At 71.5% G+C, this 14,976-nt stretch carries 12 protein-coding genes; 9 read left to right on the top strand and 3 right to left on the bottom strand.

The annotated features are described in order from the left end of the window. The first annotated feature begins 24 nt into the window (after nt 1–24). Both OG700_RS14275 and OG700_RS14270 read left to right on the top strand, forming a co-directional pair. A complete protein-coding gene (locus OG700_RS14275) occupies nt 25–1,629 on the top strand; it encodes a succinic semialdehyde dehydrogenase (protein ID WP_405613464.1) in 1,605 nt (534 codons plus the stop codon). Nucleotides 1,630–1,657: 28 nt separating this feature from the next. Then, nucleotides 1,658–3,496 (top strand): GMC oxidoreductase, encoded by a 1,839-nt coding sequence (locus OG700_RS14270; RefSeq protein ID WP_405613462.1) that lies wholly within the window; start codon nt 1,658–1,660, stop codon nt 3,494–3,496. 141 nt (nt 3,497–3,637) lie between these two features. Here the strand turns inward: OG700_RS14270 and OG700_RS14265 are convergent, their stop codons facing one another. Then, nucleotides 3,638–4,720 carry an LAETG motif-containing sortase-dependent surface protein gene (locus OG700_RS14265; RefSeq protein ID WP_405613460.1) on the bottom strand — a complete coding sequence of 361 codons (1,083 nt, stop codon included), beginning with the start codon at nt 4,718–4,720 and terminating at the stop codon, nt 3,638–3,640. A 713-nt stretch (nt 4,721–5,433) separates the two neighbouring features. After that, nucleotides 5,434–5,715 carry a chorismate mutase gene (locus OG700_RS14260; RefSeq protein ID WP_405613458.1) on the bottom strand — a complete coding sequence of 94 codons (282 nt, stop codon included), beginning with the start codon at nt 5,713–5,715 and terminating at the stop codon, nt 5,434–5,436. A 311-nt stretch (nt 5,716–6,026) separates the two neighbouring features. Between OG700_RS14260 and guaA the strand changes: the two genes are divergently transcribed. The 5 genes from guaA to OG700_RS14235 all read left to right on the top strand — a co-directional run bounded on the left by guaA (nt 6,027) and on the right by OG700_RS14235 (nt 11,164). Beyond that, nucleotides 6,027–7,613, top strand: coding sequence for a glutamine-hydrolyzing GMP synthase (gene guaA / locus OG700_RS14255; protein WP_405613456.1), 1,587 nt, complete (start codon nt 6,027–6,029; stop codon nt 7,611–7,613). A 122-nt stretch (nt 7,614–7,735) separates the two neighbouring features. Continuing rightward, on the top strand, nt 7,736–8,356 hold the full coding sequence (locus OG700_RS14250) for a Uma2 family endonuclease (protein WP_405613454.1): 621 nt from the start codon (nt 7,736–7,738) through the stop codon (nt 8,354–8,356). Between the two features lie 42 nt (nt 8,357–8,398). Continuing rightward, nucleotides 8,399–9,163 (top strand): SAM-dependent methyltransferase, encoded by a 765-nt coding sequence (locus tag OG700_RS14245; RefSeq protein WP_405613452.1) that lies wholly within the window; start codon nt 8,399–8,401, stop codon nt 9,161–9,163. 91 nt (nt 9,164–9,254) lie between these two features. Continuing rightward, nucleotides 9,255–10,520, top strand: coding sequence for a hypothetical protein (locus OG700_RS14240; RefSeq protein WP_405613450.1), 1,266 nt, complete (start codon nt 9,255–9,257; stop codon nt 10,518–10,520). 125 nt (nt 10,521–10,645) lie between these two features. Further along, nucleotides 10,646–11,164, top strand: coding sequence for a DoxX family membrane protein (locus OG700_RS14235; protein WP_405613448.1), 519 nt, complete (start codon nt 10,646–10,648; stop codon nt 11,162–11,164). 156 nt (nt 11,165–11,320) lie between these two features. Here the strand turns inward: OG700_RS14235 and OG700_RS14230 are convergent, their stop codons facing one another. Beyond that, on the bottom strand, nt 11,321–12,646 hold the full coding sequence (locus OG700_RS14230; RefSeq protein ID WP_405613446.1) for a PspC domain-containing protein: 1,326 nt from the start codon (nt 12,644–12,646) through the stop codon (nt 11,321–11,323). Nucleotides 12,647–12,823: 177 nt separating this feature from the next. Here OG700_RS14230 and OG700_RS14225 point away from each other — a divergent pair, with 177 nt between their 5' ends. Next, a complete protein-coding gene (locus OG700_RS14225; protein WP_405613444.1) occupies nt 12,824–14,194 on the top strand; it encodes a PspC domain-containing protein in 1,371 nt (456 codons plus the stop codon). Continuing rightward, nucleotides 14,191–14,952: a LuxR C-terminal-related transcriptional regulator gene (locus OG700_RS14220; RefSeq protein WP_405613442.1), complete on the top strand. Its 762-nt coding sequence runs from the start codon at nt 14,191–14,193 to the stop codon at nt 14,950–14,952. The genes OG700_RS14225 and OG700_RS14220 overlap by 4 nt, the downstream gene beginning before the upstream one ends. Nucleotides 14,953–14,976 lie beyond the last annotated feature (24 nt).

The raw sequence follows: 14,976 nt of genomic DNA, 5'->3' as shown, positions 1-14,976 counted from the left end.
CGGATGCGGCATACCCTCGCCCTCATGACGGACTCACAGGCCCCCACGACCAACCCCGTGGCTCCGGTGCCCGCCGGCGTGCGCACCGCCGCCGACGTGGTCACTCCCGAAGTGCTCGCACAGCTCGTCCGGGGCGTCGTGGGCTCCGGACGCACCGCGAACCACACCCCCTCCACCGGCGAGAAGCTGGCCGACCTGCCCGAGTCCACGCCCGAGGACGTCGCCGAGGCCTTCTCCCGCGCCCGTGTCGCCCAGCCCCTCTGGGAGGCGACCTCCGTACGAAGGCGGGCCGCCGTCCTGCTCCGCTTCCACGACCTCCTGCTGGAGCGCCAGGCCGAGGTGCTCGACCTCGTCCAACTGGAGACCGGCAAGGCGAGGCTGCACGCGCACGAGGAGGTCCAGGCCGTGGCCGTCGCCGCGCGCCACTACGGGCGCAAGGCCCCCTCGTATCTGCGGCCGCGGCGGCACACCGGCGTCGTACCCCTGCTCACCAAGGTCACCGAGCAGCGCCTGGCGCGCGGTGTCGTCGGGCAGATCTCGCCCTGGAACTACCCGCTGGAACTCTCCGTCGGCGACGCCCTGCCCGCCTTCGTCGCGGGCAACGCCGTCGTGCTGAAGCCCGACACCGAGACCGCGCTCACCGCGCTGTGGGCGCGCGACCTGCTGGTCGAGGCCGGACTCCCGGCCGGGGTGTTCCAGGTGGTGCTCGGCGAGGGACCCGTCATCGGGCCCGAGGTCGTCGAGCGCGGCGACTACGTCTCCTTCACCGGCTCCACGCGCACCGGCCGCGAGGTCGCGCAGCGCGCGGCGAGCCGGCTGGTCGGCGCCACCCTCGAACTCGGCGGCAAGAACGCCATGTTGGTCCTGCACGACGCCGACATCGAGAAGGCCGCGGCCGGTGCGGTACGCGCCTGCTTCGCCACCGCTGGCCAACTCTGCATCTCCATCGAGCGGTTGTACGTCCACGAGTCGGTCGCCGACACGTTCGTGGCACGATTCGTCGCCCGTACGAAGGCGATGCGCCTCGGCAGCGCGCTCGCGTACGGCGCGGACATGGGCTCGCTCGCCGGTGAGAGCCAGCTCCGGACCGTGACCAGCCATGTCGAGGAGGCTGTCGCCAAGGGCGCCACGGTCCTCGCGGGCGGCGTGGCGCGGCCCGACATCGGACCGTACTTCTACGAGCCCACCATCCTGGAGGGTGTCGAGCCGCCGATGTCGGTCTGTACGGAGGAGACCTTCGGACCGGTCGTCTCCGTCTACCGGTTCGGCGACGAGGACGAGGCCGTCGAGCTGGCCAACTCCACCGCGTACGGCCTCAATTCGAGCGTGTGGACGCGCGACGGCAGGCGCGGGCACGCGGTCGCCGCCCGGCTGCGCACCGGCACCGTCAACATCAACGAGGGATACGCCCCGGCGTACGGCAGCGCCCAGGCGCCGATGGGCGGCATGAAGGAATCCGGCCTCGGCCGCCGGCACGGCGCCGAGGGCATCCTCAAATACACCGAGGCACAGACCGTCGCGCAGCAGCGCGTGCTGCCGATGGCTCCGTCTATGGGCATGGACGACGAGAAGTACGCGGCGTTCATGACCAAGAGCCTGCGCGCGCTCAAGGTCTTCCGGCTGCGCTGATCCGAGCCGGATCGAAGAAGGGGAGTCGATGTCACGGGACACCTGTGTCTCCGGCCGGGACGACGGCCAAGGAGAGAACGACGGCTTCGACTACGACGTCATCGTCGTCGGGTCCGGCTTCGGCGGCGCGGTCTCCGCGCTGCGGCTGACCGAGAAGGGATACCGCGTCGGCGTCCTCGAAGCCGGCCGCCGCTTCACACCGGGCACCCTGCCCAAGAACTCCTGGGACATCAAGAACTACCTCTGGGCCCCCGCCCTCGGCCTCTTCGGCATCCAGCGGGTCCATCTGCTCGGCAATGTCATGGTCCTCGCGGGCGCCGGTGTCGGCGGCGGCTCGCTCAACTACGCGAACACGCTGTACGTGCCGCCGAAGGCGTTCTTCGAGGACAGACAGTGGGCCGGCATCACCGACTGGCAGGCCGAACTCGCCCCGTACTACGACCAGGCGCAGCGCATGCTCGGCGTCCGGCTCAACCCGGCCATGACCCCCTCCGACGTCCATCTCAAGGCGACCGCACAGGCGATGGGCGTGGGCGACACCTTCCATCTGGCACCGGTCGGTGTCTTCTTCGGTGACGGCCAGGACGCCGACGGTACGGCGCGGGCCGAGCCGGGCGCGTCCGTCGGTGACCCGTACTTCGGCGGCGCGGGACCCTCCCGCACGGCCTGCTCCCAGTGCGGCGAGTGCATGACCGGCTGCCGCCACGGCGCCAAGAACACCCTCAACGAGAACTATCTCCACCTCGCCGAACAGGCCGGCGCGGTCATCCGCCCCATGACGACCGTCGTCGACATCACCGAGGACCCGGACGGCGGGCACCGCGTCGCGACAGTCCCCACCCACCGGCGCAAGTCGGCGCCACGGATGCTGACGGCCTGTCATGTCGTCGTGGCCGCAGGGACGTACGGGACGCAGACGCTGCTGCACACGATGAAGGACCGGGACCGGCTGCCCCGGCTCTCCGGCCGGCTCGGTGAGCTGACCCGTACCAACTCCGAGGCCCTGGTGGGCGCCCAGACCACCGACCGGCGCTACCGCGGGAAGCACGGCGCGGGAGCCTCGCGCAAGGCGGACTTCACCCGGGGTGTCGCCATCACCTCCTCCTTCCACCCGGACGCCAACACCCATGTGGAGCCTGTCCGTTACGGCAAGGGCTCCAACGCCATGGGCTCGCTCTCGATCCTCCAGGTCCCCTACAGCGAGAGCGGGCGCCGGATCGCCGGCTGGCTCGGCTCCATGGTCAGGCACCCGGTCCGCGCGGCCCGTTCGCTCTCCAACCGGCACTGGTCGGAGCGGACCATCATCGGCCTGGTGATGCAGTCCGTCGACAACTCGCTGACCACGTACCGCAAGCAAGGCGGCGTCGGAAAAGGCCTGTTGACGGCACGTCAGGGCCATGGCGCCCCCAACCCGAAGCAGTTGGCGCAGGCCACCCGGACCGCGACCCTGCTCGCCGAGGAGATCAACGGCTTCGCCGGCTCGAACGTCGGCGAGCTGATGGGCACTCCGCTCACCGCGCACTTCCTCGGCGGCTGCCCCATCGGCGCCGACGCGGAGCACGGCGTCATCGACCCGTACCACCGGCTGTACGGGCACCCGGGCATCTCGGTGGTCGACGGCTCGGCGGTCTCGGCCAACCTCGGCGTCAATCCGTCCCTCACCATCACCGCGCAGGCCGAGCGCGCGATGTCCTTCTGGCCCAACAAGGGGGAGCGGGACCCGCGTCCGGAGCAGTCGGCCGGGACGGCGTACGTACGGCAGGAGGCAATCGCGCCGAAGTCACCGGCGGTCCCGGCGTCGGCCTTCGGGGCGCTGAAGCTGCCGTTCCTCGGGATACCGGCGGTCCCGCCGAAGAAGACCCCGTAGCCGGTAGCCGGTAGCCGGTAGCCGGTAGCCGGCAGGCGGCAGGCGGATTTAGGCGGCAGGCGTGATGGCCAACAAGGAGGCGCTGCACCCCCCTCCGAGTGCAGCGCCTCCTGTCATGCGGTCCCGCTCTGTCGACGCGTGTTACGCGACGGCGTCACCTTTGCGGCGACGGAGCGCGAACAGCACACCGCCACCCGCGACGACGGCCAGTCCGGCCGCCGCGCCGATGGCCGGCAGCATGGAGTTGGCACCGGTCGCGGCGAGGTTGCCGTTCGCGGCGGCGGGCAGCGCCTTGGCGCCACCCTGCGGCTTGACGTCCGCGGGGCTCTTGCCGTCCTCGGGCTTGGCCGGCGGGACGGGGCCGGGCTTCGAGTCCGCCGCCAGAACCTCGAAGCTGTACCACTTCTCGTCGAGCGAGCAGTTGAAGTCCTCGTCGACGGAGACCGCGAAGGCGATGGCGACGGCGGAACCGGCCGGAGCCTTCGCCGAGATCTTCAGACGGAGCTTGAGCGAGTAGGTCTCGCCGGCTTCGACATCGAGGCTCCCGACGATCGAACCGCCGTCCGCGAGATCTTCGTTGACCCATTCCGTGCCGTCGAAGTACTCGAACTGCGCGTACTTCGACGTCAGGTCGGACTCGAAGAAGTCCTGGGCGTCCTTCTTGTACAGCACGACGGCACCGAGATCGATCATCGCGGTGGTCTCGCCGTTCGTGTTGTCGAGGTTCAGGTTGAACTCCTTCCACCCCGAACCGGCGACGATCTTGCTCGGGAGGCCCGAGAGCGAGGTCGTGAAGTCGGCGTCGGCGCACTCCTCGTCGGGAGGTGTGGGCTCTTCCTCACCCTCGCCGGGCGGGGGCTCCTCTTCGCCGTCGCCCGGGGGAGGCTCTTCCTCGCCGTCGCCGGGAGGCGGTTCTTCCTCGCCGTCACCCGGCGGGGGCTCCTCTTCGCCGTCGCCCGGGGGAGGCTCTTCCTCGCCGTCGCCGGGAGGCGGTTCGACCTCTCCGTCACCGGGGGGAGGCTCGACCTCTCCGTCACCGCCGGGCGGGGGCTCTGCTTCACCGTCGCCGGGAGGCGGCGGGTTCTCGTCGTCGGAAATCGTTCCGGTGGTGCCGGTGGTGCCGGTGGTGCCGGTGGTAACCGTGTCACCCTCGGCCGCGTACGCGGCAGGCGCCGCCAGGAAGGCGGCAGGGGCTATGACGGCGGTCGCTGCTGCGACGGCCATAGCGCGGCGAAGCTTCATGAAGACCTCAGTGAAGTCCGGCGCACCGCGGACAGGCGGTGCGGAGGCTAGGGGTCCTCCGACGTGGGGTACGGGTGACCGTTGTGTCGCATAGGAGACCTGTGACCTGGGGAGATGGTTGCCCCTTTACTCACAGAATATTTATGTGGCACGCGTCACACGGTCATGCCCCGGTGGGCGGCCGGGCGCGACAAGAGCCCCACGGGCCCGGTCCGAAGCGAATCGGACGGGCGCCTGTGGGGCCCTTGTCGTCGGCACCGGCGGCGTCAGGGCGGCGCGCCGGTACCGGATCGCGGCGCTGGGGGGGGTGAGCGCCGCGAGTACGGGACGGTGGACGGGGGAACGGAGGGAGCGGGCCGGGCGGTTGTGCGAACGGTCTGGACACGGGAGGGAGCCGTATCCGTATGCGGTCGGCGCCGGGCGTCCCCGGAGCCGACCGCTCTTGGTGTGACCGGGCATGCTGTCCCCTGCCGACCGGTCACTCGGCGCTGAGGCGAGGTCCCACGACGTACCAGCGGTACGTCACACGCCCCAGCGAAGCCACGCGTGGTTTGTTCGGGCCCGCCCCTGGCTGGCACGGACATCGGGACCAACGAAGGCCCGGCGGGTCCGGTCACGCGCCGTACGGGTGAGGATGCGCCCGAACCCATGTCCGTACCGTCGGGCACCCCGCCCGGCGCGCCGCCCGTGCCCGCTCAGATCCGGCCGCGCGACAGCTCCAGCAGCGTCATCGCGAGCGAGGTGCCCGGCGTGCCCAGCGCGTCCCTGAAGCGGCTCAGGATCTCGTTCTCGCGGGAGAGGTTGACCCGGCGTCCGCCGGAGGCGATACGCGCGTCCTGGATGACGGCCGAGACGGCGATGCGTTCCTGGACGAGACCGATGATCCGGTCGTCGAGCGCGTCGATGCGCTCACGTGCGCCGTCGATCACGGTCGCGGCCTCGTCGGTGCGGGCGCCGGTGCGTTCGGTGACAGTCATGAAGGGCTCCTCTGTACGAAGGGGGAGACCCGGGGCGACGGACAACCGGCCCGGACAACGCAGGACGCCCCGGGCCTTGTCGGCCCGGGGCGCCTGGGAAGTCGCTTGTCAGCTCAAGCGGAACGACCATGGCAGCCGGACGGGCCGGTGCCATAGGTAAAGACGAAGGTCGTGTGCTCGCGCATGGGGGTCAGTATGCCGGAGGGGTCCGGGAGGCCCGTGCGGGGGTTCGGATGCTGAGACGAAAAGCTGTCTTCGCCCCCCGTTAGAATCGCCGTACCGAACCCCTTCACCGCCGGAAGGCCGCGCCCGTGCCAGCAGTACCCCCCGCCGCCCCCGACGCCGTACTCGTCGTCGACTTCGGCGCCCAGTACGCCCAGCTCATCGCCCGCCGCGTCCGTGAGGCCCGGGTCTACAGCGAGATCGTCCCCTCGACGATGCCGGTGGCCGAGATGCTGGCCAAGAACCCCAAGGCGATCATCCTCTCCGGCGGCCCGTCCTCCGTGTACGCGGAGGGTGCCCCGACCGTCGACCGCGCGCTCTTCGAGGCCGGGGTCCCGGTCCTCGGCATGTGCTACGGCTTCCAGCTGATGGCGACGACGCTCGGCGGGACGGTCGACAACACGGGCTCGCGCGAGTACGGCCGCACCGAACTGCACGTCTCCAAGACCGCCTCCACCCTCTTCGAGGGCACCCCGGCCGAGCAGCAGGTCTGGATGTCCCACGGCGACGCCTGCTCCGCCGCCCCCGAGGGCTTCACCGTCACCGGCTCCACGGATGTCGTACCGGTCGCCGCCTTCGAGAACGACGAGAAGAAGCTGTACGGCGTCCAGCACCACCCCGAGGTGCTGCACTCCACGTACGGCCAGCAGGTCCTGGAGCACTTCCTCTACCGAGGCGCCGGCATCGAGCCGACGTGGACCACCGGCAACGTCATCGAGGAGCAGGTCGCCGCGATCCGCGAGCAGGTCGGCGGCAGCCGCGCGATCTGCGCACTGTCCGGCGGCGTGGACTCGGCCGTCGCCGCCGCCCTCGTACAGAAGGCGATCGGTTCGCAGCTGACCTGCGTGTACGTCGACCACGGTCTGATGCGCAAGGGCGAGACCGAGCAGGTCGAGAAGGACTTCGTCGCCGCGACCGGCGTGCAGTTGAAGGTCGTCGACGCGGCGGACCGCTTCCTGGCCGCGCTGGCCGGGGTCGCCGACCCCGAGCAGAAGCGGAAGATCATCGGCCGCGAGTTCATCCGGGTCTTCGAGCAGGCCCAGGCGGACATCATCGCCGAGGCCGAGGCCGAGCCCGGTGCGCCGGTCGAGTTCCTCGTCCAAGGCACGCTCTACCCGGACGTGGTCGAGTCCGGCGGCGGCAGCGGCACCGCGAACATCAAGTCGCACCACAATGTGGGCGGACTCCCCGAGGACCTGGAGTTCTCCCTGGTCGAGCCGTTGCGCCAGCTCTTCAAGGACGAGGTCCGGATGGTCGGCCAGGAGCTGGGCCTGCCGGACGAGATCGTCCAGCGCCAGCCGTTCCCGGGACCGGGCCTCGGCATCCGTATCGTCGGCGAGATCACGCGCGAGCGCCTCGACCTGCTGCGCGAGGCCGACGCCATCGCCCGCGAGGAGCTGACGGCGGCCGGCCTCGACCGCGACATCTGGCAGTGCCCCGTGGTGCTGCTCGCGGACGTCCGCTCCGTGGGCGTCCAGGGCGACGGCCGCACGTACGGCCACCCGATCGTGCTGCGCCCGGTCTCGTCGGAGGACGCGATGACGGCGGACTGGACCCGGATGCCGTACGACGTACTGGCGAAGATCTCCACCCGCATCACCAACGAGGTGGCGGACGTGAACCGGGTGGTCCTGGACGTGACGAGCAAGCCGCCGGGGACGATCGAGTGGGAGTGACCCCTGCGGTGGGGTCTTCAGGTCAACGCCGGTGCCGTCGCTCATTCGTTTGAGTGGCGGCATTGGCATATGCCCTGGGTAGGCTGCTTGGAGAGGTCAGACTCCGTCGCATGGGAGTAATCATGAGCGCCGCACCTGAACACGGTCTCGAACCGCGCTACCAGTGGCCGATCCCGCCCGCCCAGGGCTGGACCGCAGACGATCTCGACCGGATTCCCGGCCTCCCGCCGCACACTGAGCTGATCGACGGGAGCCTTGTCCTGATGAGTCCGCAGCGGAAGTTCCACACGCGCACGATGTGGCTGCTGGAGAACTCGCTGCTCAGCCAGGTTCCGGACGATCTGGACGTCGATCGTGAGATGACGGTGAAGCTCGGCCGCAAGGACCGGCCCGAGCCGGACATTCTCGTCTACCGCGCCGACGCCGACACCGGCCCCGAACAGACTTGGTACCACCCGGCGGACGTGGTACTCGTCATCGAGGTGGTCTCGGACGATTCCGTCGAGCGTGACCGTGACGTGAAGCCTCGTAAGTACGCGGCCGGAGGCGTGCCGTTCTTCTGGCGGGTCGAGGAGGAACACGGTCTCCCCGTTGTCTACAGCTTTGAACTCGACCCGGCTACACAGGTCTATGCCCCGACCGGTATCCATCGCGGGCGCCTGGAGCTGAAGCTCCCGTTCCCGATCGACATCGATCTCACCTCGATCGACCGTCGCCGTCGCTCCGGCGGCAGCGACGGATAATTCGTTCGCACCGCGCCGACCGCGCGTGTGAATCTCTCGACCATGTCCGACCACGACGAACTCCACGCCATCCTCGCCGCCCCCAACAACCCCCTCCTGACCTGGAACGCCCCCCTCTCCGAAGAGCACGCCCGCTCCCTCGTCGACGCCTGTGCGGTGCCGGACGGTGGGCGGGTGGTCGATCTCGGGTGTGGCTGGGGCGAGTTGCTGCTGCGCCTGGTCGACGGGGCTCCCGGCAGTACCGGTGACGGTGTGGAGAAGGACCCCGTCGCCGTGGCGCGCGGGCGGCGGCTCGCGCGGGAGCGGGGGCTGGACCAGCGGGTGACGTTCCATGAGGGTTCCGCCGACGCGTGGACGGAGACCGGCTACGACCTCGCCGTGTGTATCGGGGCCGTGCACGCCTGGCCCGGCACGACCCGTGAGGCGCTGCGCGCACTGCGCGCGAGTGTGCAGCCCGGTGGGCGGGTGCTGTTCGGGGACGCGTACTGGATCCAGAAGCCGACCGCCGTCGCCCTGAAGGGACTTGGCGACGCCGAGGAGGACGAGTTCGTCGGCTCGCTGGACGACCTGGTCCGGGCCGCCGCCGACGCGGGCTTCGCCCCGCTCCGTACGACGGTCGCCGACCAGCGCGAAATGGACGTCTTCGAGTCCAACGGCCGGGCCGGCTGGGGCGAGCGCTGGGCGCTCGAAAACCCTGGCCACGCACTGCACGCGGCGGCCCGTGCCACCGCCGCCGGGCACCGCGAGGGCTATCTCGGCGGCTACCGGGGGTACTTCGGCTTCGCGTATCTCGTGCTCGGCGTCTGACACCCTCTCGGATACGGCACAATTCCCAGTCACAGCAAGGAAGTTCACCCACAAGATCCATGGGTGCGGGGCGGGGAAGGCGGCATGCGGCGTGGCGGTGCGAGTGGCGGGACAAGGCACCCACGGCGGGGGTTGTACCTGCGGGAACTGCCCCCATGGGGCGCATGAGGGGCACCGGCGCGCGGTCGCGGCCTTCCTCGTCAAACGGGAGGAGTTCGCGGCCGGTCACGGCCTGCCCGCCGCGCTCGCCCACTCCCCGGGCGCGTCCAGGCAGTGGGTGTCCGACGAACTGACCCAGTCGGCCCGCGCCGTCGCCGACCGCAGCCGCGAGGCGGGCGACGCCTGGCTGCACGCCGTGTGGCGGCACACGCTGATCGTGGTGTGGGGCACCGTCGCGGTGTTCGCGCTCGCGCTGGCCGGGACCGCGATCGGCGCGGGCTGGACCGTCGCCCGTACGGCGGGGCTCCTCGCCGCCCTCGCCGTGGCCGGGTTGCTGACCGGCGCGGCCAGGCTGCACCGTACGCGCGGCGGCCTCCTCGCCCCGGTCATCGGCGAGGACAACCGGCTGTCGACCTCCCGCACCGTCGCCTCCGCGTGGGTGCTGCTGCTCGTGTTCGCCGTGCTGGTGCTCGCGCTCCAGCTCGCCGGGGCGTCCGGCCACGACGCCCGCGACGAGCTGATCGCCGGCCTCGAACTCGCCCGTGGCGCGGGCATGTTGACGGTGCTGGCCGTGGTGTGCGCGATCGCCGTCGTCGTACGCCGTGTGGTGGGCGTACGCGTCGCGGACCGGCGCCTGCAGAAGGTACGGGCCGAGCGTCCGCGCCTCGCCGACCTGCTCTGCGACGACGCCGGGCGCGGCAGCTTCGCCGACGTCCAGTACGCGCTGGTGACGGCCGTCGCCGTACTCTTCTCGGCGGTACGCCTCGCCCGCCGCCCCGAGCAACTGCCCGACCTCCCATGGGCGTTGGCCCTGCTGGTGACGGTCTCGGCCGCGACGTACTTCGCCGCGAAGTGGGCGGAGGGCGGTCGCCCGGTGGTGCTGTCGGTCGTCCGGGCCAGGGAGGCCGGGGACCTGGACGCGCCGATCCGCACGGGTGACGACATCGAGATCCGGGGGACCGGCTTCGTGCCGCCGGGCGGGGGCACGCCGGACCGGCTGGGCGCGATGGTCGTACGGATCGGGCCCGTCCATGTCCACGTACCGCTGGTCCCGGTCCCCGGCGGCTTCCGGAACCCGTCGGACACGGTGCTGACGGTGCCCGTGCCGGTGGACGTCGAGCCGGGGCGCCTCGATGTGCGGGTGGTGACGGCGGCGGGCGTCGAGACCAACCGGGTGCCGATCGACGTCCTTGACTGACACCGCCGGCGCGGGCCGGGGGACCCGCTGAGCGTGATGTCCGTCCCATCCGTATCCATGCGCGAGTCACGCGGGGACAATCGAGCCCTGCGAGCGACGTGGGCGGCGGAAGGGCAGGGCACGCGATGGCGCACGGATACCGGACGGACACCTACGCAACGATCGGAGGTGAGCGGCAGGGCTGGAAGGACACGGCGACGAAGTACGCCCTGCTGCCGCTGCGGATCTTCCTCGGCGTGACCTTCGTCTACGCCGGACTCGACAAACTCACCGACAGCGCCTTCATGTCGGCGAACGGGCCCGGCTCCGTCGGCGAGCTGATGCGGAGCGTGCGCGACAGCTCCGCCGTACCCGCGCTCGTCGACCTGTCGCTCAAGAGCCCCGAGGGCTTCGGATACGCCATCGCCCTCGGCGAACTGGCCGTCGGTCTCGGCACCCTCGCCGGACTGCTGGCCCGGCTCGCGGCGCTCGGCGGCGCCCTGATCTCGCTGAGCCTGTGGCTGACGGTGAGTTGGCAGTCGGAGCCGTACTACTACGGCAACGACCTCGCCTACCTCATGGCCTGGCTGCCGCTCCTGCTTGCCGGGGCCTCCGTGTTCTCCCTGGACGCCGTCCTCGCCGACAGGCGGCGCCGAATGCGGTAGTCCACCATCGACACGGCGGACGCCAGGAAGAGACCGCCGCAGACGAACGGGACGACCACGAACCACGGGGCGTCCCACCAACCCCCCGCGTCACCGGCGAACACGGTGGCCGCGCCCATCACCGCCAGGCCGGCCACCAGCCTGCCCGGTTTGAACTCATGCAGCAGCACGGGTCACCTCCACCTGTCCGACGCCGACTTCGAGCCGGAGGTCCAGTGTGCCTGCGGGCTTCACGCCCTTGGGCGGGGCCACCGTACGGGTCCGCTCCTGTGCCGGTGCGAGGTCGATGTCGTTCTTCGGCTCGCCGGGGAGCTGGATGTCGCCGAGCCCCGCCTCCGCGCGCACCTTCAGCGTCACGTCGCGCGGTACGACGACCCTCAGCTGCCCGGCGCCGACCTCCGCCCTCGTACGGAGGGTCTTGCCCGCCGGGACGTCGACACCGGCCAGGTCGAGTGTCCCGACGCCGGTGCCGAGTTCGTACGACGGCGCCACCGAGGCGACGGCCGCCGGGCGCCATGTCGTACGCACCCACTCCGTGCCGATGTCCTTCGGGATGGCCGTCGCGCCCGCGAGCAGTCCGGCGGTGAGCACGCTGAGGAAGATCGTGCCGAAGCCCGTACGCCCCAGGAAGGCGCTCACGGCGAGACCGAGACCGAACACCCCGAGCGCGGCGGCGAAGCCGATCTGGAGGCTCGTACCGAGCGGGTTGACGTCCCACGACTGCCCCAGGGCGACGCTGCCCGCGAGCAGCGCCAACAGGAAGACCGTGCCGCCGATCCCGCGCGGGCGGTCCTGGCGCCCGCGCGACGACCCGGACGGCTCGCGCCCGCCCGCCCCCCGGCGCGACGCGCCGCCCCCGCCGGTCCGGCCGGTCCCGTCGTCCTCGTCGTCCGGACCCCACAGATAGCCGGGCGGCCCCGTCGGCCCCGTCGTGCCGTCCTTGACGATCGGGTCGCGCCACCACGACGGACTGCCCGGCGTCGGCGGCGCCTTCGTCTCCGGGGGCGCCTCGGCCACGGCCGCCGCCGTCCCCGGGTCGAGCGGGCCGCCCTCCCGCGCGGTGGCGCACCGCCGCTGGGACCAGACCGCCGCGCCGATCACCGCGATCGACAGCATCGTGGCGAAACCGAGCGTGCCGCCGTTGTTGAGCATCGACAGGAACAGGCCGCAGCCCACCAGCGCGAGCAGTACGGCGATCAGGGAAGCGCCGTCGACACGGCCCGACAGCAGCCGGCGCAGCTCGTTCTCGTCCTCGCCGTCGAGCGGGACCAGCAGCCAGGCGAAGCCGTAGAAGATCAGCCCGATGCCACCGGTCAGCGTCAGCACGACGATGACGATCCGGAAGACGACCGGGTCGAGGTCGCAGTAGCGTCCCAGCCCGCCGCAGACGCCCGCGACGACCTTCTGCCGCGGCGCGCGCACCAGCTGCGGAGGTGTCGGCTGCGTCGGCGGCGTCGAGGTGTGCGGCACGGACTGAGTCATACGTCCATGGTGACCGCCCGCCCGCCCGGTCTCCACCCGTGCCGACCCTGGCCCGTCCCTGATATTGGACGCCGCGCGTACCAGGGTCGGCCGGGGGATCTCAGGGTCGTTCTCGGGGCCGCTCTCAGGGCGCAGCCCTGATGCCACGGCCCACACTGTCGTGTGACCATCGGTGGCATGCCGGTCGCCACGCCCACCCCACCCCCGTCCCCGTCGTCGTCCTCCTCCTCCGGGGGAGCGCCGGGCGCGTCCCGGAGCCGCAGCCGGGCCTCGGGGACGGCACCCGGGGCCGACGAGCAGCCCCTGCGCAAGCTCTACCGCAGCGCGGACGGCAGATTGCTGGGCGGCGTCGCACGCGGGCTCGCGGGCCATCTCGGGCTGCCGGTCGGCTGGGTGCGGCTCGTCTTCCTCGCCCTGTTCCTGGCCCAGGGGCTCGGCGCGCTGCTGTACGCCATCTTCTGGATCGTCGTCCCGCTCGGCGTCGGCGGCACCCCCAGCCGGACCCGCCCGCTGTTCGAGACGACGGACGACGGGCGGCGGCGGCTCCGTAAACCCGACCGGGGACAGACCTTCGCGCTCATCGCGCTGTTCGTCGTCGGCACCGTCTTCGTCGCGAGCGCGGACCTCGGCCGCGGCGGCGCGGGCAACTACATCTGGCCGACACTGCTCATCGGCGCCGGTGTCGTCCTGGTCTGGCGCCAGGCCGACAACGCCCGCCGCGCGCAGTGGGCGTCGCTGTCGACGGACAGCAGGCGCCGCAGGATCTTCCAACTGGCGCGCGGGCTGGCCGGTGTGGCCCTCGTCGGCATGGGCCTGACCGTCTTCATGGTCGTCCGCGGCTCGGCCGCCCAGCTCGGCAACGTCCTGACGGCGGCCATCGCCGTCGTGGCCGGAGTCGCGCTGCTCGCCGGCCCCTGGCTCGTACGGATGACCCAGGACCTGTCCGACGAGCGCCTGATGCGCATCCGCGCCCAGGAACGCGCCGAGGTCGCCGCGCACGTCCACGACTCCGTCCTGCACACGCTCACGCTGATCCAGCGCAACGCCGACGACGGGGGCGAGGTCCGGCGCCTGGCCCGTGCGCAGGAGCGGGAGCTGCGCGCCTGGCTGTACAAGCCGGAAGGCACCGGCAAGGACGAGGAGAACGAACCCGACACCGTCGCCGAGGCGGTCAAGGCGACCGCCGCCGAGGTGGAGGACTACCACGGCGTACCGATCGAGGTCGTGGTGGTCGGCGACTGCCCGCTCGACGAGAAACTGACCGCACAGATGCAGGCAGCACGCGAGGCAATGGTCAACGCCGCCAAGTACGGTGGCGAGGGCGGCGCCGTGCAGGTCTTCGCGGAGGTCGAGGGCCGGACGGTCTTCGTCTCCGTACGGGACCGGGGGCCCGGGTTCGACCTGGACGCGGTGCCGGACGACCGGATGGGCGTACGGGAGTCGATCTTCGGCCGGATGGAACGCAACGGCGGTACGGCGAGGGTGCGTTCGGCGCCCGACGGGGGCACGGAAGTGGAGCTTGAGATGGAGAGGGCGGCGGAGGCATGACCGGGACGAGCGGGACGAGCGGGACGAGCGGACCGAGCGGGACGAGCGGGACGAGCGGGACGACGGGCGGCACGAGCGGCGAAGAAGAGGTTCCGGCCAGGCACGTGCGTGTGGTGCTGGTCGACGACCACCGGATGTTCCGCACCGGCGTACAGGCCGAGATCGGGCAGACCGCGACCACGGGCGTGGAGGTCGTCGGCGAGGCCGCCGACGTCGACCACGCCGTCACGGTCATCACGGCCACCCGCCCCGAGGTCGTCCTGCTCGACGTCCACCTCCCCGGCGGCGGCGGCGTGGAGGTCCTGCGCCGCTGCGCGCCGCTGATGGCGGCGGCCGAGGACCCGGTGCGCTTCCTGGCGCTGTCGGTGTCCGACGCGGCGGAGGACGTCATCGGTGTGATCCGCGGCGGTGCGCGCGGTTACGTCACCAAGACGATCACCGGCACCGACCTGGTGGACTCGGTCTTCCGCGTCCAGGACGGCGACGCGGTCTTCTCACCGCGGCTGGCGGGCTTCGTGCTCGACGCGTTCGCCTCCACGGACGCGCCGCCGGTGGACGAGGACATGGACCGCCTCACGCAGCGCGAGCGCGAGGTGCTGCGGCTGATCGCGCGTGGGTACGCGTACAAGGAGATCGCGAAGCAGCTCTTCATCTCGGTGAAGACGGTCGAGTCGCACGTCTCGGCGGTGCTGCGCAAGCTCCAGCTCTCCAACCGGCACGAACTGACGCGGTGGGCGACGGCGCGCAGGCTGGTGTGAGCGCGCTTCCGTAGGAGGCGCGGG

Origin of the sequence: Streptomyces sp. NBC_01508, from assembly GCF_045040315.1 — a bacterium.
Taxonomy (GTDB): domain Bacteria; phylum Actinomycetota; class Actinomycetes; order Streptomycetales; family Streptomycetaceae; genus Streptomyces.
Note: the sequence above shows the minus strand (reverse complement) of the source record. Positions and strands in the feature narration are given on the sequence as shown.